General features: G+C 66.1%; 13 protein-coding genes. 6 read left to right on the top strand and 7 right to left on the bottom strand.

Features of this window, described 5'->3' with window-relative positions:
• Positions 1–248: 248 nt before the first annotated feature.
• From METLW3_RS0113805 to METLW3_RS0113795, 3 genes are all read right to left on the bottom strand, one after another.
• Entirely contained in the window at positions 249–701 is a 453-nt protein-coding gene (locus tag METLW3_RS0113805; protein ID WP_245267336.1) for a DUF2147 domain-containing protein, read from the bottom strand.
• Positions 698–3,394, bottom strand: coding sequence for an MMPL family transporter (locus METLW3_RS0113800; protein ID WP_024880480.1), 2,697 nt, complete (start codon positions 3,392–3,394; stop codon positions 698–700). Before METLW3_RS0113800 ends, METLW3_RS0113805 begins: the two co-directional genes overlap by 4 nt.
• 78 nt (positions 3,395–3,472) lie before the next feature.
• Positions 3,473–3,682, bottom strand: a complete 210-nt coding sequence (locus METLW3_RS0113795; RefSeq protein ID WP_024880479.1) for a DUF1674 domain-containing protein — start codon at positions 3,680–3,682, stop codon at positions 3,473–3,475.
• 148 nt (positions 3,683–3,830) lie between these two features.
• Here METLW3_RS0113795 and METLW3_RS0113790 point away from each other — a divergent pair, with 148 nt between their 5' ends.
• From METLW3_RS0113790 to METLW3_RS0113780, 3 genes are all read left to right on the top strand, one after another.
• A complete protein-coding gene (locus tag METLW3_RS0113790; protein ID WP_024880478.1) occupies positions 3,831–5,231 on the top strand; it encodes a transcription antitermination factor NusB in 1,401 nt (466 codons plus the stop codon).
• 62 nt (positions 5,232–5,293) lie between these two features.
• Entirely contained in the window at positions 5,294–7,027 is a 1,734-nt protein-coding gene (locus METLW3_RS0113785) for a heparinase II/III family protein (protein ID WP_024880477.1), read from the top strand.
• A 353-nt stretch (positions 7,028–7,380) separates the two neighbouring features.
• Positions 7,381–7,941 carry a hypothetical protein gene (locus tag METLW3_RS0113780; protein ID WP_024880476.1) on the top strand — a complete coding sequence of 187 codons (561 nt, stop codon included), beginning with the start codon at positions 7,381–7,383 and terminating at the stop codon, positions 7,939–7,941.
• 544 nt (positions 7,942–8,485) lie between these two features.
• Here the strand turns inward: METLW3_RS0113780 and METLW3_RS0113775 are convergent.
• Positions 8,486–8,908, bottom strand: a complete 423-nt coding sequence (locus METLW3_RS0113775; RefSeq protein ID WP_024880475.1) for a type II toxin-antitoxin system VapC family toxin — start codon at positions 8,906–8,908, stop codon at positions 8,486–8,488.
• Positions 8,905–9,204 carry a type II toxin-antitoxin system Phd/YefM family antitoxin gene (locus METLW3_RS25590; protein ID WP_024880474.1) on the bottom strand — a complete coding sequence of 100 codons (300 nt, stop codon included), beginning with the start codon at positions 9,202–9,204 and terminating at the stop codon, positions 8,905–8,907. The genes METLW3_RS0113775 and METLW3_RS25590 overlap by 4 nt, the downstream gene beginning before the upstream one ends.
• Before the next feature lie 562 nt (positions 9,205–9,766).
• Here METLW3_RS25590 and purH point away from each other — a divergent pair.
• From purH to METLW3_RS0113750, 3 genes are all read left to right on the top strand, one after another.
• A complete protein-coding gene (gene purH / locus METLW3_RS0113765) occupies positions 9,767–11,359 on the top strand; it encodes a bifunctional phosphoribosylaminoimidazolecarboxamide formyltransferase/IMP cyclohydrolase (protein WP_024880473.1) in 1,593 nt (530 codons plus the stop codon).
• 597 nt (positions 11,360–11,956) lie between these two features.
• Positions 11,957–13,477 (top strand): hypothetical protein, encoded by a 1,521-nt coding sequence (locus METLW3_RS0113755; protein ID WP_024880471.1) that lies wholly within the window; start codon positions 11,957–11,959, stop codon positions 13,475–13,477.
• Between the two features lie 142 nt (positions 13,478–13,619).
• Positions 13,620–14,741, top strand: a complete 1,122-nt coding sequence (locus METLW3_RS0113750; RefSeq protein ID WP_024880470.1) for a helix-turn-helix domain-containing protein — start codon at positions 13,620–13,622, stop codon at positions 14,739–14,741.
• Between the two features lie 80 nt (positions 14,742–14,821).
• On the opposite strand, the gene METLW3_RS0113745 is transcribed toward METLW3_RS0113750, so the two are convergent.
• Both METLW3_RS0113745 and prfA read right to left on the bottom strand, forming a co-directional pair.
• Positions 14,822–15,094 carry a hypothetical protein gene (locus METLW3_RS0113745; protein ID WP_024880469.1) on the bottom strand — a complete coding sequence of 91 codons (273 nt, stop codon included), beginning with the start codon at positions 15,092–15,094 and terminating at the stop codon, positions 14,822–14,824.
• A gap of 98 nt (positions 15,095–15,192) precedes the next feature.
• On the bottom strand, positions 15,193–16,263 hold the full coding sequence (gene prfA / locus METLW3_RS0113740) for a peptide chain release factor 1 (RefSeq protein ID WP_024880468.1): 1,071 nt from the start codon (positions 16,261–16,263) through the stop codon (positions 15,193–15,195).
• Positions 16,264–16,345 lie beyond the last annotated feature (82 nt).

Here is a 16,345-nt window from a genome sequence, read left to right as displayed (position 1 = left end):
CCGTTCTATCCGCATCTGCGCCCGGGCGGGCGCGTGGCCCTGTGACAGGGCCTAGACCAATGAGCGCCGCCGTTAAAGCGGGCGCGTGAATTTTCCACCGGCGCGACTCGATCGAGAGCGCCGATCCCACTCGACCCCGCAAAAATGGCCTCGCGAGGGCGCGTGGAAGAGCCGCCGAAAACCGATTCCTTCGCCGCGGCTCCGCTCGACCCTGCGAGGCGAGGCCGTTATGGTCAAGTTACGGATTGTTAATTTCTTCGCCGCGGCGTCGGCGTCTTTTGGGAAGGCGTCGGCTCGCCGGGCATTTTGTTCCAGCTTTCGCTCTGACACAAGAATGCGATCAGGCAGCCGGTGAGCGTGAGCTGGGTCGGGCTGTCCAAAGTGATGATCCCGATATAGATTTTGCCGTTCTCTGGATTGAAGAGATCGCCTTTCCAGCGATTGGCCTCGATCCGCGCCGCATGGCGCAGAATCAGCATCGGCTGCTGGCCGGGCGGGGGCGGCGGAAACACGCCGCGCGCGCAGAGCTTGCCGTCGCAATCGAAGAATTCGAGCTTTTGCTGATGGCCGCCGCGCATCCATACGCCATAGATCGGCTCGGTCGGCGCGGCGGGGGCCGGCGCCGCCTCCGCGGGGGCCGCCGCCGCAGGAGCGGCGGAAACGAGGGCGAGAAGCAGGGAAAAAGCCGCCTTCTTCATCATGGCTCCGAGCCTAACACGCCGCGCGGCGGCTGCACAGGCGAAGCCGTTCGCTCGGTCGCTTCGCTCGCGCCGAGGGCGGCCTCCTGCGGATCGCCGATCGCCTCCGCCTCCTCCTCCATCCGCGGCGGGCCGAGGAAGGCCGGCACGATGATGAAGGCGGCGAGCAAAGTGAAGAACAGCGAGATGGCGAGCAGCGCGCCCATGCTGGCCGTGCCCGGATGGCTCGACAGGAACAGGCTGCCGAAGGCCGTGCCCGTGGTGAGCGCGCTGAAGAAGATGGCGCGCGTCAGGCTCGAGGCGAGCATGTCCGAGACGCCCTTGCGCCAGGCGATGACGTAATAGATGTGGAAGGCGACGCCGACGCCGAACATCAGCGGCAGCGCGATGATATTGGCGAAGTTGAGCGATAAGCCGAGCAGATCGGCCGCCTCGAGGCTCATGATTCCCGCGAGCACCAGCGGGCCGAGCGTGAGCGCGACGTCGCTCGCCCGCCGCAGCGCGACGACGAGAATCAGGAATATGGCCACGAAGGCCAGCACGCCGGCCTGCAGAAAGGCGTCGACGACCGTCTTGCCGGCCTCGGCGACGATCACCGGCGGGCCGCCGGCGTCCGGGGCGAGCGTCTGCACCGCTTCGGCGAAGCGCGTCATCACCTCGCGATCATTGCTGTCGCCCTTGGGCGTCACCTCGACGCGCACCTCGCCATCGGCGGAGATCCATTCCGAGCGCAGATCCTCCGGCAGCGAGTCGGGCGTGATCTTCTGCGCGGCGAGCGCTCTGCGCAACTCGCCGAAGAGGCGCTCGAGATCGGAGAGAGCGGCGGTCTGCGCCTCCTTGCGAATCTCCGGGCTGGCCTTGACCAGCGCATCCAGCGAATCGGCGAAGCGGATGAGGCCGGCCGGGGCCTTGGGCGCGGAGCCGGCCTTGCGGATCGTCTTGGCGGCGCGGGCGAGGGCTTTCTTCACCTCCTCGTCGCTCGGCGCGGGCTTGACCGTCGGATCGAGAATCTTGCGCAGCTGATTGGCGGCGTTTTCGAGCAGCGGCAGCTTCTCGTCCTGATCGGCGGGAATCAGCTGGTCGATCGTCGTCACATGATCGACCTCCGGCAGCGCCGCGATTTTTTTGGCCAGCTCGCGCGCGGCGGGCAGAGAGGGCGCGAGCGCCTCGATCTTATTGGGCGCCGTCTGCGGGTTTTTGGAGAGATCGAGGAAGGTCGCGACCGATTCGACAGTCTGATCGCGCAGATTCATCGGATTGGAGTCGAAGCGCAGATGTAGCAGGAAGGGCGCGCCGGCGAGCACGACGATCGCCGTCGCGACGAGCACCAGCACGCGATGGCGGGCGATCCAATGATCGACGGCGGCCAGCGAGGCGGTCTCCACCGGCGCCGTCTCCGCCTTGGGGCCGAGAATGCGGATCAGCGCCGGCAGGAAGGTGAGCGTCGCCAGATAGGCGATGATCATGCCGAGGCCGGCGATGAGGCCGAGCTCGGCCACGCCGAGAAACTCCGTCGGCAGGAAGCAGAAGAAGCCGGCGAGCAGCGAGACGGCGGCGAGCGTCAGCGACCAGCCTATGCCGCGCGTCGCCGCCAGCAGAGCTTGCGGCAGATCGTCGACATTGTGGCGCTCCTCGCGATAGCGCGTCGCGAACTGAATGCCGAAATCGACGCCGAGGCCGATGAACAGAACCGCGAAGGCGACCGAGATGAGGTTGAAGCGGCCGATCAGCGCTATGCCGAGGCCCGAGGTCATGGCGAGGCCGGCGATGATGGTCAGCAGCACGGCGAAGATGAGCCGCTTGGAGCGCAGCGCCGCCCAGAGAATGAGCGTCACCACCGCCAGCGTGGCCGAGACATTCAGCCCGGTGTTCTCGGCGACGGTGGCGAATTCCTCATCCGCCAGCGGCACTTGCCCGGTCAGCCGCACGGTCACGCCCTTGTCGGGAACGAGGCCGAGCGATTTCGCCGTGTCTCGAATGATCTGCACCGCCTCATGGCCGGGCTCGAGCGCCGAATAGTCGATGATCGGCTTGATGAGCACGATGCGGCGCGGGTCCGCGCTGGGGCCGACCGAGGGCGCCTCCGGCTCGCGGCCGCCAGAAAGCAGCTTCTCCCAGGAGACCTTGGCCGGCTTTCCGGCGAGCACGGCGTCGAAAGCGTCGGTGAAATTATCGAGCCCCTTGGCGAAGGAGGCGAGGCCGCGCTCGCTCGTCGCCACCTGCTTGAGGCCGAACAGCAGAGCGTCCGACAGGCCGCGCAGGCTGGGGTCTTCCGCCAGCGGCTGCAGAAACTCGCGCTGCGCGACGAGCGAATTCATGTCGCGGCGAATCTCGTCGACGCCGAGGAAGAGAATGCCATTGTCGCGAAAATATTTATTATCGTCCGGGCGCCAGACGCGGGACATGAGCGGCTTGCCGGTCAGCGCGTCGCGCAGCTCATTGGCGCTTTTTTCCGCCTGCTCGCTGGTCTTGGCGTCGACGACCGCCACGATGATGTCGTCGATCTGCGGAAAGGCTTTGTAGAGGCGCGTCTCATTGGCGCGCCAGGGAACCTCGGGCGAGAAGAGATGCGCCGTATCCGTGTCGATGGCGAAACGCGTGGCGGTCACATAGGCGCCGGCGACGGTGAGCGCGAGCGTGACGATGACGACCGTCCAGGGCCGGCGCAGACACCAGGCCACGAGCTTTTCCAACATCAAGGGTCCTCGAATTGTTCAAAGCGCCGTGGGCGGCGCTCGTCGCGCCCGTCTCGAGCATGGGCTCGGGCCGGGCGTTCAGAAGTCGCTGGCTATTCCTTTGCTCTCCCAATCGCCGTAGCGAGCGGGATCGAGCCCTCCGCGGCCGCCGAGCTCGCGCTGCGTCGAGACGCGATCACGCCTCTGTCGCTCGCGGCGCTCCTCGGCTTCCGCCAGCGCGCGTTGCGCTTCCGGCGGAAGGGTCCGCTCGGTCGCGGCTCGTTCCGAGCGTGTCTCCGCTTCGTCCATTCATCCTCCTCGGAACGCGACGCTCCCGGGAAATTGTCCCGGGAAACTCTCCCGACAAGAGCTGGTTCTCGGGCGCGCGATCGGCGCTCGCCTCGGGTCAGCTCCTTATGTGATATAAACGACGATTCGATCCCCGTCGAAGGTGTGAATGCGCGACAATAGACCTTTCTCCGCCAAGGCCAAGGCGCGGGCCGGCTTCCTTCCGGCAGACGCCGCGCGCGAGGCCGAGGCCGCTCAAGTCCCGGGGCTGCAGGCGCGCATCGCCGCGGCCAATGTGATCGCGGATGTCGCGCAAGGCGGCCACCGGCTGGACGAACGTTTTTCTCCGCAGGCGGTTCCGTACCGCCTCGCAGGAATGGAGCCGCGCGACATCGGGCTCGCGCGCTCCATCGCCTATGTCGGCGTTCGCCGTCTCGGCGCCATTCGCCACGCGCTCGCGCTTCTGCTCGAGAAGGGCCTGCCCAAGCAGGCCGCGCGGCTCGAATGGCCGCTCGTCGCCGCGGCGGCGCAAATCCTCTTTCTCGACGTTCCCGATCACGCCGCCGTCGATCTCGCCGTGCGCGCGGTCCGGCTCGAGCCGAAGACCACTCCCTTCGCCGGCCTGGTGAATGGCGTGCTGCGCAATCTCATCCGCCGCCGCGAGGAGTTTCTCGGCGCCGATCCGCTCGATCTCGACACGCCCGCCTGGCTCGCGCAGCGCTGGATCAAATCCTATGGCGAGGCGCAGGCGCGCGCCATCGCCGCCATCCATATGCAAGAGCCGCCGATCGACCTCACGGTGAAATCGGACGCCGAAGGCTGGGCGCAGCGTCTCGATGGAATCGTTCTGCCGACCGGCTCGGTGCGGCTGCGCGCGCGCACGCCGATCGTCGAGCTCGACGCTTATGCGGAGGGCGAATGGTGGGTGCAGGACGCCGCCGCCGCTCTGCCGGCGCGCTTGCTCGCCGTGGAGCCGGACGAGCGCGTGCTCGACATGTGCGCCGCGCCCGGCGGCAAGACCGCGCAGCTCGCTCTCGCGCGCGCGCAGGTGACGGCGCTCGATCGCTCCGCCGAGCGGCTGAAGCTGCTCGCCGCCAATCTGCAGCGCGTCCGCCTGCACGCCGACATAGCGGTCGGCGACGCCGCCTCTTATTCCGCCGCGCGTCCCTTCGACGCTATTCTGCTCGATGCGCCTTGCTCGGCGACGGGGACGATCCGCCGTCATCCCGACGTGCCCTGGATCAAGAAGCCCGGCGATCTCGATTCCCTCGTCGCGCTGCAATCGCGCATTTTGGAGCGCACCGCCGCCCTGCTGCGGCCCGGCGGGCGCCTCGTCTATTGCACCTGCTCGCTGGAGCCGGAGGAGGGCGAGGCGCAAATCGCGAGCTTCCTGCGCCGTCATCCCGAGATGCGCCGCGCGCCGATCGACGCCGCCGCCGATCGCGTTCCGGCGGAATTCGTGACGCCGGACGGCGATTTGCGCACGCTGCCATCCTATTGGCCGAATGAGGACGCGCGCCTCGCCGGGCTCGATGGCTTCTTCGCCGCGCGGCTCGTGCGGCGGGACTGACGGAAGGCGCAGGATCGCGCATCCGCCGCTTTTCCGCTTGTGCGTTTCGTGTCATCCCGATCATGATTCGCTTTGCTCCGCACGAGATCGCGGAGCGCGAGGAGGACGCTCTGAGCGAGACGGCCAAAGGCTCTGGACAGCGATTGGCGAATGCCGCCGCGCGTGGCGTCGCCTCATTCGCGCGCGCGGTGCGCGGGCCTTATTACGCCGTGCAGGCCATGGGCGTACGCGCGCCGGAGCGGCTCTATGTGGCGCCGCAGGACATTCGCACAGCCGATCCCACCGTCGCGGATGAAATCTACGCCGGCTATTTTTCCTTCGACGGCAAGGTGGTGGAGACCAATGGGCGTTCGCCCTTCTCCATCGCGCCGCCATCCGTCGCTTGGCGGCGCTCGCTCGCCGGCTTCTCCTGGCTGCGGCATTTGCGCGCCGCCGATCGCGCCCTCGCGCGCGCCAACGCCCGCGCGCTGGTCGACGAATTTTTGCGCACGCGCACCGATTTCATCGACGATCCCGCCTATGAGCCGCGCATCGTCGCGCGCCGCACGCTGTCCTTTCTGGCGCAATCGCCGATCCTGCTCGAGGGCGCCGATCAAGATTTCTACGAGCGCTTCATGCGCGCGCTGGCGCGCAACATTCGCTTTCTGCTGCGCGCCATGGGCTCGGAGCGGCGCGCCTCGGACCGGCTGCTCTGCGCCGTGGCGCTCGCCGCTTTCGGCGTCTGCGCCGACGCCGGCCGCAAATTCGAGATGCGCGCCACCGCGCTGCTGGACGCCGAGCTGTTCCGCCAAATCCTGCCGGACGGCGGCCATATCGGCCGCAATCCCGAGACGCCGGTGGATCTGCTGCTCGATCTATTGCCGCTGCGCCAAGCCTATGCCGCGCGCGGGCGCCGGCCGCCGGAACGGCTCACCGCCTCCATCGCCGCGATGATCTCCTTCCTGCGCGTGCTGAAGCATGGCGACGGCTCGCTGGCTTTGTTCAACGGAATGGGCCAGGCGCCGCCGGATCGTCTGGCGACGATCCTCGCCCATGCCGACGCCTCGGGCGCGCCTATTCTCGACGCCCCGCATTCGGGCTATCGGCGGCTGCAGGCGGGCGCGGCCGCGGTCGTCGTCGACGCCGGCGCGCCGCCGCCGCCGGTCTTCTCCTCAGCGGCCCACGCCGGCTGCCTCTCCTTCGAATTTTCGATCGGCGCCGAGCGCATCGTCGTCAATTGCGGCGCGCCGCCCACCGGCTCCGACGCGCTGCGCCGCGTCGCGCGCTCGACCGCGGCGCATTCCACCCTCGTCGTCGAGGATCGCTCCTCCTGCCGCATAGAGGCGCGGCCGGGACGCGGCCGGCCGGAGGAGCGCATCGTCGCCGGCCCCGTGCAAGTGAAGGCGGCGCGCCGCTCCACCGACACGAGCCATGAGCTCGAGCTTTCGCACGACGGCTATGCGCGCGAGCTCGGCCTATTGCACGAGCGCAGGCTGGCGCTGGCGCATGACGGCTCGCAGCTGCTCGGCGACGACAGGCTCATCGCGCTGCGCCATGGCGCGCGGGCCGAGAATTTCGTGCTGCGCTTCCATCTGCATCCCAATGTGCAGGCGAGCGCGGCCGGCAAGCGCAAGGTGCTGCTGCGCAGCCTCGGCGTCGATCTCGTCTTCGAGGCCAACGCCGATGTGAGCGTTGAGGAGAGCGTCTTCTTCGCCGGCCCGGCCACAGCGCGCAAAAGCGCGCAGATCGTGGTGGATGGCCGCGGCGTGAAGGACGCGCATTTGCGGTGGTCGTTTTCGCGGGTGGAGGAGGGGTGAGACCGGACCGCTTCGCCCATCGATCCTCTTAATTTTTCCAGGAGGCCGTCCTGGCCGGGCTCGTCCCGGCCATCCACGCCACGCCGCTTCCCCTTATCGGCGATTGGCCGATGCGGATTCGAGTCCGCCAATGCGCTTGGCGAGAGGTCGCTCGTCAGGCGCGTGTAGAGCGTTTTATCCTTCATCCATGCCGCGGCGGCGTGGCGTGGATGGCCGCGACAAGCGCGGCCATGACGGCGGCCCTTGGGAAAGGGGCGGGAGGAGGCGGTTCCACATTGGCGGGTTATGCGATTTTATAACACCGCGCGTCGTTTACGGGCCTTTGCTTTCGCCGAAATTTTGGATGGTTAGCCATGCCGTCACGCAAATCAGATAAGAAGCCTTACACGGGGATTTTGGTCGAACCCATGCCAAAATTTACGACACTTACTACCCCAACTGATGAAGAACTGGCATTCATAATAGATACGAAATTGAAGGCGTTGTTTGATCACTACGAAATCGATTCCGCCGACGCATTTGAAGGCGGCCCCAGAATGGCGTCCGCTTGGGCCAACCTCGCCTGGCATCTGGCGCGCGTTCATGTCCCAGGCTTCATCGGCGCACCGCGAGGACGTGGAAAGCCTGCCACGCGGAGAGCCGACGACGTTTCATTGGTGATGCATGTCGAATTGCTGAAGAGACGCGACGGGCTGTCAGAGCGAAAGGCCGTCAAACGCATTGCCGACCGGTATCTAGTTTCTGGCAGCGAAGAGACCCTACTGAAGCGGTATAAAAATGCAAAGCCTGTTTTCGCTCCGATTGTTGCCATGTTCGACAGAGTCGCCGCCGCCGAGGGCAACGACGTTTTCGTTCGCGCGATGGAGGAATCTCTTTTTGGGGACGATAAAGATACATTTTTGTCCCCAGATTGAGCGTGTGCTTAATGGGGAGTCACCAACACACAAGGTGACCTATGACTCCCAGAGAACGAATTTCGGTTTCTGTTTTCGGTATCAAAGCCGAGGCGGAAGGTCGTAAAGGCATTGCGGCGTTTCTATTGGTCGTGGCCCTGCTTTTTGCAGGGCGTTGGGTCAGGCTCTTTTGAGACCAACCAATATCGTGCAAAACTTGAGGCTTTCGCAAACTCTCACCGCCGGGTTCCGAGGATGATTGACGACGAGAAATTGTCCGCATGGGCGGATGCATGCCTGAGAATCAACCACCTTAACACATTGGTTCAGAGGGAAATTAAAGGTGGTTCGATGGAGCGAGCTTGTGACTTGTCCGAACGTGCTCGGGTTGCAGCATGTGCGCTTTTCAACGATATGGTTTCAGAGGGAGCGGCAAAACCAGACGGCTACTGTGAACGCGACCCGATGTAATCGCTGTGCAAGACTCAAGACTTTCGGCACTTGCATCGAGCCCCGGCCAATCAACAATTTGCACTTTACAAAAGTCAGGCGCGAAAAGGCCGCCTCATCGCCACGGGTCGAGCACGGGCGCCCGCGCCCGCGCGAATTCGGCGGCGTCGCGCGTCACCACTGTCAAGCCGTGATGCAGCGCCGTCGCCGCGATGAACAGGTCCGCTTGCGAGAATGTGTGTCTGGATTTGCGGCCGTCCTCGACGAGCAGCCGCCATTTGAGGATCACATCCTCGCTCACAGGCAGCACGCGCCGCTCGAACATCGGACGCACTCTGTGCGTCAGCCAGTCGCCGAGCTCGGCGCGTCGTGTCGCGTCTTCGACGAGCTCGATGCCAAAGCGAATTTCGGCGAGCGTGACGGTGCTGACATAGAGCAGATCGAGCGGCTGCGCGGCGATGAAGGCGACGACCTTCGCTTCGGGTCTGGGGCGGCGCAGCTCCGAGAGAATATTCGTGTCGAGCAGCCAGCCCGTCACAGCTCGACGTCGCGCACCGGCGCCTGCTCGCGCTTCGGCTCGATATCGATGTCGCGGTAGGGCGAGGACTGCATAGCGGCGATCAGGGCCTCGCCGGTTCGCTCGCCCTCGAGACGGCGAAACTCGTCGGCGGCGACGACGACCACTTCGTCGCGTCCATGAATGGTGACGTGCTGCGGCCCCTCGCTGCGAACGCGCCGCACCAGCTCGCTGAAGCGCGCCTTGGCGTCCTGCAGCGCCCAACGGCTCGGCGGGCGAGGCGGCTTTGGTGGAGTCGGTCGGGCCGATCTAGTCATTCTGACTAGATTATCACGTGGGGGCGCGAAGGAAAGCCCCTTGACGCTAGCGGACTAAATTCCTATCTTCCTCCTGCCTCCGCCGGTGGGGCGTCGCCTTGAAGGGTAGGCGGCGTCGGCGGGGGCGCGGTTCGCAAGGGCGGGGGCAGACCCTCTCTCGTCTCGAGCGACGCCACGCCGCCGGCACGGCTTCTCCTTCGTGCGGAGGCATGTGGGAACACATGCGAAAGTCGGCCGAATTTCCGAGGCTCGCGCGGGGATAGACTACCCGAAAGGGGAAAACAACCCTGAGCCCGCAGGCGGCGAACAGAAAAGGCGGCCGTGGTCCGGGATGCTTCCGGCTTCGATGCGCGACTTTTTTCAACGCTGCGGCCGAACGGAGCCGCTGCGTCCCGGACCTCCCATCCTCCCGCGCCGAATTTCGGCGCCGGGCGCGAAAGCGCGCGCCTCCTGCGAGAGGGCGCGGTCGGCGCGCTTTGGTTTCTCCCCCGGGCGATCTATGATAAGCGCCGGGTCGACACCCTTTCCCCGCGACATCTTCGCTCCATAACGAGGGACCTGAATGCCGGTCGATCTGCGCCGTATCACGAGAGCTCTGCTGTCCGTCTCCGACAAGACCGGACTCGTCGAATTGGCGAAGGCTCTCGCCGCGCATGGCGTCGAGCTGATCTCCACCGGCGGCACGCGCAAGGCGCTGGCCGAGGCGGGCCTTGCGGTGCGCGATATCGCCGATGTCACCGGCTTTCCGGAGATGATGGACGGGCGGCTGAAGACGCTGCATCCAAAGGTGCATGGCGGCCTGCTGGCGATCCGCGAGAATCCCGAGCATGAGGCGGCCATGCTCGCCCATGACATTCCGCAGATCGATCTGCTCGTCGTCAATCTCTACCCCTTCGAGGCGACGCTGGCCAAAGGCGCGCCTTTCGAGACCTGCGTCGAGAATATCGACATTGGCGGGCCGGCGATGATTCGCGCCGCCGCCAAGAATCACGACGATGTCGCCGTGCTGGTCGAGCCGGCCGATTATGATGGGTTTCTCGCCGAGCTTTCCGCCAATGGCGGCGCCGCCACTCTGGCGACGCGCCGGCGCCTCGCGCAAAAGGCCTATGCCCGCACGGCGGCTTATGATGCGGCGATCTCCAATTGGCTGGCCGGCGCGCTCGGCGAGGCGACCCCGCCCTGGCGCGCGATGGGCGGCCATTTGTCCGAGCCCATGCGCTATGGCGAGAATCCGCATCAGAGCGCCGGATTCTATCTGACGGGAGAGAAGCGCTTCGGCGTCGCCACGGCGAGGCAGGCGCAGGGCAAGCAGCTCTCCTACAACAATGTCAACGACACCGACGCGGCCTTCGAGCTGGTCGCGGAATTCGATCCCGCGCGCACGGCGGCGGTGGCGATCATCAAGCATTCCAATCCTTGCGGCGTCGCCGAAGGCGCGAGCCTCGCCGAGGCCTATCGCAAGGCGCTGCGCTGCGATTCCGTCTCGGCTTTTGGCGGCATCGTCGCGCTCAATCGCAAGCTCGACGCCGAGGCGGCGCGCGAGATCGTGAAGATTTTCACCGAGGTCATCATCGCGCCGGAGGCGGATGAGGAGGCGATCGGCATTATTGCGGCGAAGAAGAATTTGCGTCTGCTGCTCACCGGCGGCCTGCCCGATCCGCGCGCGGGCGGTCTCACTTTCCGCAGCGTCTCGGGCGGCTTTCTGGCGCAGTCGCGCGACAATAGCGTCGTCGACGATCTCACCCTCACCGTGGTGACGAAGCGCGCGCCGACTTCGAGGGAGCTGGCGGATTTGAAATTCGCCTTTCGCGTCGCCAAGCATGTGAAGTCCAACGCCATCGTCTATGCGCGCGATCTCGCGACGGTGGGCGTCGGGGCGGGGCAGATGTCGCGCGTCGATTCTTCGCGCACGGCGGCTTTCAAGGCGGAGGAGGCGGCGCGCGAGGCCGGCGTGCGGGAGAGCTTCGCCGTCGGCTCGGTGGTCGCGTCCGACGCCTTCTTCCCCTTCCCGGACGGGCTGCTCGCGGCGGCCTCGGCCGGCGCGACGGCGGTGATTCAGCCGGGCGGCTCGGTCAATGACAAGGATGTGATCGCCGCCGCCGATGAGGCCGGCCTCGCCATGGTGCTGACCGGCGTGCGTCACTTCCGCCATTGAGCCGGCCTGCGCTGCGGCGCAATATGTTTCCGTAATCTATTGTTTTAGCGCGGGGTGCGCGACATCGTGCCGCGTCCCCCGCGCTGCGCATATTGTCGCGCTGTCGCATTTTGCGGCGAAACGCGGGGAACTGTCGCAGCCTGCGCCAGTCTTTGCCGCCGACCAGCCGATGGCGTGACAATTCCGAGGCGATTTCAGGCAGTTCTAATTGCCATTGTGCGACGCACGGCGCCTAATGATCCCGACAATGACGACGCTCTCCTCTTTCGAGACGAGCATAGATCGGGAGCTGTGCTTGATATCGAGACGACAATAATCTGATCGAAAGTCTTTCGATCGCCCGTCTGTCGCATTTTGACGCGCCTTTCCTTCGCGAATGGCGCTCATGCCGCAGCTCTCCCGCAATTTCGGTCAGATCTCGTCGCGCTGCTCTCACGAGCGGCGTCGCTGGGTCGCGCCGTCACCTCACTTTCCTTCCCAGGGAAAGAGGCCCGCGCCGCTGGGTCGATGACGAGCGGTCACTCAATCCTCCCTAACTTTCCCGGCCGTCTCTTCGAAGGGCGGCCGGGACTTTTCGAAAAAAAGACGGAAACGCCAATGACAGGAACCGGCGATGTGGCCGCCCCGCGTCCACAGCGGCTCGAGGCGGCGAATGTGATGGCGGCAGGACTGGCCTTCATTTCTATTTTCGCCGGACCGGCGCGCGCAGACACCACCGACCAGCTGCTCGACCAGCTGAAGGCCAAGGGAATTCTCACCAAGGGCGAATATCGCAAGCTCAAGGCGCGCCATGCGGCCGAGACCGCCGCGCCGGCCCGCGCGGCTGTGGCGAGCCAAGCTGCGCAGCCGCTCGCGACGCCTTCGGATCGCTTCATCACGCGCCTCGACAAAGGGATCGGCGCGCGCGTCGGCGCGGTCGACGTGCGTCTGTCCGGGCAGCTCGCCTTTTTCGCGACCGAGCAATTCAAGCAGGCGGGAACGGCGAGCATCGCCGGCGGGCTCGGCGGCGGCAGCCTCTATAATAACTCCTCCGCCATTCGCTCCGGCCTGCTGCCGAGCGCTTTGGCGCTCAATCTCTCGACCGAGCAGGAGGGCTATAAGGTCTCCTTCTCGCTCGGCCTCTACGCCGGCGGCAATAATATTCGCGTCGGCCTGCTCAATGGCAATAGTTCCGGCGCCTCGGTGGCGCTCGGCACGCCGGGCGTCGATCTGCGGCAAGTGTTCGGCGAAATCAGCTCGCCGGACTTGGGCTCGTTGAAGGTCGGCCGCGATCTCGGCCTCTTCGCCGCGGACGCCATTCTCAACGACTTCACGCTGTTCGGCGCCGGCACCATCGCCGCCAACGCCAGCCCCTCCAACACCAGCCTCGGCCGCATCGGCTTCGGCTATGTCTATGCGGATTGGATTCCGCAGCTCACCTATACGACGCCGGATTTCCACGGCGTCACCGTTTCGGTCGGCGCCTTCTCGCCCTATCAGCAATTCGACAACGCCGGCTCCTATGTGTCGGCCGCCGGCGTCCTTCCCTATTCGGGCGTTATCACCGGGCATGACCAGCCGGGCTTTCAGGCGCGCGTGAAATATATCGGCGAGCTCGCGCCGGGGATGAAGCTCACGCTGTGGACCTCCGGCCTCACCCAGCGGCATCGCGTCGAATCCGGCGACGCCATATTGCTGCCGCGCGGCGCGGGCGTGCGGTCCATGGCGATAGACGCCGGCGGGCGGCTCGACGTCGGCCCTGTGACTCTGGTCGGCTATGGCTATAAGGGCGTCGGCCTCGGCACGACGGGGCTCTATTTCGATGGCGTCGGCTATGATGGCGAGCGGCGCAAATCCTCCGGCTATTACGCCCAGGCCGGCTATACGATCTTCGAGCGCCTGACTTTCGGCGGCAGCTATGGCGTCAGCTATCTCGACGCCAATCTCGCCGATTATCCGGGCCGGCTCGGCGATGGCGCGCTCGTCTCCGCCAACGCCTCGACGATCGGCTTCGTGAAATATCGCTTCACCGATTGGGTCACCTTCCAGAGCGAGTTCGTGCGCTCGATCTCGCATAATCTGCTGGGGCAGGGGGTGAGGACCAACGCGCTCGTCGCCGGAACGATTTTCTCTTTCTGATCGAAGGGATAGCGGATCGGCCTGCGACAATTTGTGCGGTGCACAAAGTAAGTGTGCTCTCATAATAAAAAGCGGCGGTCGGCCCGGCGACGGTTCGGCTGCCGCCGCCGCGTGTTCGGGCGGCCGTGAAAAGGCGTCTCAAATGCCCCTCTATTCCGCCAGCCTGACGGAGGCGGCGCGTGATAAATTCTTCGGCCGCGGCGAGCTGCCGACAGTCGAGCTGAAACAGCCGATCCTGCGCTCCTGGCTGCGCTGCGCCGAGCTCGGCCTCGACGCCGCCCGGCCGCCGCGCGTCGCGCCGCTCGAGCGGAGCGAGCTGCAGACGTTTCTCGCGCGGCACGAGCGGCTTCGTCGCTTGTGTCGGCCCGAGCTCGACGCGCTGAACGCCGAGGCGCATGAGACGGGCGCGATCGTCATTCTCGCCGATGCGCAGGGCATGGTGGTCGACGCCATAGGCGATATCGGCTTCGCCGGCTATGCGGCGCAAATCGCGCTCAAGCCCGGCGCGCATTGGAGCGAGGCCGCCGCCGGCACCAACGCCATAGGCGCGGCGCTGGCCGAGCGGCGGGCCACGGCCGTGCATGGCGGCGAGCATTTCTACGAGAGCCATAATATTTTGAGCGGCGCGGCGGCGCCCATCGTCGATCCGCGCGGCGTCGTCGTCGGCGCGCTGGCGCTCGCCGCTCACGCCGCCGTGCATCGCGTGCATGCGCTAGGGCTCGTGCGCTTCGCCGTGGAGCAGATCGAGCATCGCTTCTTCGGCGGCGGCGCTTTCGCGGCGGCCACCTTGCTGCGCTTCCACACCGACCCGGCCGTCGTCGGCGCGCCGCGCGAAGGGCTGCTCGCCTTCGACGACGACAAGCGCCTCATCGCCGCCAATCGCCGCGGCCTCTCCTTCGTGCAGCGCGATTGGTGCGCGCTCGATGTGGCGCGATTGGAGGAGCTGTTCGAGCCGCTGCGATCCGGGCCGCAAATGGGGGAGATCATCGGGACCGACGGAAGGCGCTATTACGGCCTCGCCAACACGCCCGGCGCCTGCCGCGCGCGGCCGACCGATTGTCCCTGGGAGCTGCAGGACATCTGCTTCGAGCCGCCCTCGGCGCGGCTCGCGGAGCATAGGCTGCGCGACGCCGAGCTTTCGGCGATGCGCGCGGCGCTCGACGCCTGCGACGGCAATTTCAGCAAGGCCGCTCGCGTGCTCGGCGTGCATCGCAGCACGCTCTATCGCCGCTTGAACGAGCGGGCGGGGGAGAGGGCGCGGTAGCGCTCTCCGATCGAACGATAGGCGCAGCCGCTTCGAGATCGAAGGGCCGCGCCTTTTCGGACTCATTCATCCGCGCTGGCTCACTCGCAGACGCGCATGCGGCGAAAATAGAGGACATTGCCCCAATCATCGGTCACCGGACGGCGGGCGATGTAGCAATTGCTGGGCGCCTCGGAGGCGGCGATGGCGCCGAGCGTCAGAGCGGTCAGCGCGCCCGCGGCGGCGACGCCGCCCCAGTAGTGGCCGTGATGACCGTGATGCCAATAGGGGTCCGCCTGGGCGGTGGAAGCGGTGAAGTTCGAGGCGGCGATGGTGGCGGCCAGCAGGCCGGCGGTGAGGAATTTTTTGGTCATCTTGCGCTCCGTGGCTCGGTGTCGTTCACGCGTCTCGTGAACGTCCCGAACTTACGAAGCGCCGAGCGCCATGGATGTGCGCCTTCGCACCGAGCGGTTCACTCCTCGCTCTGCGCGAGCAGCTTGGCCTGATGATCCGTCGTCAGCGCGTCGAAAATCTCGTCCATCTCGCCTTCCATCACGCGATCGAGCTTGTAGAGTGTGAGATTGATGCGATGGTCGGTGACGCGGCCTTGCGGAAAATTATAGGTGCGGATGCGCTCCGAACGATCGCCCGAGCCGACCTGCGCCTTGCGATCGGCGGAGCGCGCGCTGTCGAGGCGGTGGCGCTCGGCGTCATAGAGGCGCGAGCGCAGCACCTCCATCGCCTTGGCCTTGTTGCGATGCTGCGAGCGCTCCTCCTGCATCATCACGACGATGCCGGATGGAATATGCGTGATGCGGATCGCCGATTCGGTCTTGTTGACATGCTGGCCGCCGGCGCCGCCCGAGCGCATCGTCTCTATGTTGAGATCCTTGTCGTCTATGGCGATATCGACATCCTCCGCCTGCGGCAGCACGGCGACCGTCGCTGCGGATGTGTGAATGCGCCCCTGCGTCTCCGTCGCCGGCACGCGCTGCACGCGATGCACGCCGGATTCGAACTTCAATTTCGCATAGACGCCGCGGCCGGCGATCTCGGCCACGATCTCCTTATAGCCGCCGAGCGCGCCGTCGCTGGCGGAGAGAATCTCGACGCTCCAGCCCTTGACGGCGGCGTAGCGCTGATAGGCGCGGAAGAGATCGCCGGCGAAGAGCGAGGCCTCGTCGCCGCCGGTTCCGGCGCGCACCTCGAGAATGACGCCCTTCTCGTCGGCGGAGTCTTTCGGCAGCAAAGCGAGCTTCAGCTCTTGCTCGGCGCTGGTCAGCGCTTCCTGCGCGACATCGAGCTCGCCTTCGACGAAGGCGCGCATATCGGGATCGATCGCCGGATCGGCGAGCATCTCGCCCGCGCCGGCGATCTCGGCCTGCGTCGCGCGATAGATTTTGATCTTGGCGACGACATCGTCGAGCATGGCGAGCTCGCGAGACAGCGCGACGAAGCTCGCCGCGTCCGGCCCCGAGCTGAGCCTGTCGGCGATCTCCTCGTGACGACGCAGAATGAGGTCGAGCTTGTCTTGGGCGAACATGGGGCTTGCCGAGCGAGAGGGTAGGGGATGGCGTGGAGCGAGGCGCGAGCGTCGCTAGCGGCCCCGGTCTTTCGCGGCGATT

This window comes from Methylosinus sp. LW3, assembly GCF_000527115.1.
GTDB lineage: Bacteria > Pseudomonadota > Alphaproteobacteria > Rhizobiales > Beijerinckiaceae > Methylosinus.
This window is presented reverse-complemented; position numbering and strand designations above follow the sequence as displayed.

Coding starts and splice junctions, on each gene's coding strand:
- METLW3_RS25590 (WP_024880474.1), bottom strand. CDS start 9,204: ATGACTAGATCGGCCCGACCGACTCCACCAAAGCCGCCTCGCCCGCCG.
- METLW3_RS0113745 (WP_024880469.1), bottom strand. CDS start 15,094: ATGACCAAAAAATTCCTCACCGCCGGCCTGCTGGCCGCCACCATCGCC.
- METLW3_RS0113780 (WP_024880476.1), top strand. CDS start 7,381: ATGCCGTCACGCAAATCAGATAAGAAGCCTTACACGGGGATTTTGGTC.
- purH (WP_024880473.1), top strand. CDS start 9,767: ATGCCGGTCGATCTGCGCCGTATCACGAGAGCTCTGCTGTCCGTCTCC.
- METLW3_RS0113795 (WP_024880479.1), bottom strand. CDS start 3,682: ATGGACGAAGCGGAGACACGCTCGGAACGAGCCGCGACCGAGCGGACC.
- METLW3_RS0113755 (WP_024880471.1), top strand. CDS start 11,957: ATGACAGGAACCGGCGATGTGGCCGCCCCGCGTCCACAGCGGCTCGAG.
- METLW3_RS0113800 (WP_024880480.1), bottom strand. CDS start 3,394: ATGTTGGAAAAGCTCGTGGCCTGGTGTCTGCGCCGGCCCTGGACGGTC.
- METLW3_RS0113790 (WP_024880478.1), top strand. CDS start 3,831: ATGCGCGACAATAGACCTTTCTCCGCCAAGGCCAAGGCGCGGGCCGGC.
- METLW3_RS0113750 (WP_024880470.1), top strand. CDS start 13,620: ATGCCCCTCTATTCCGCCAGCCTGACGGAGGCGGCGCGTGATAAATTC.
- prfA (WP_024880468.1), bottom strand. CDS start 16,263: ATGTTCGCCCAAGACAAGCTCGACCTCATTCTGCGTCGTCACGAGGAG.
- METLW3_RS0113805 (WP_245267336.1), bottom strand. CDS start 701: ATGATGAAGAAGGCGGCTTTTTCCCTGCTTCTCGCCCTCGTTTCCGCC.
- METLW3_RS0113785 (WP_024880477.1), top strand. CDS start 5,294: ATGATTCGCTTTGCTCCGCACGAGATCGCGGAGCGCGAGGAGGACGCT.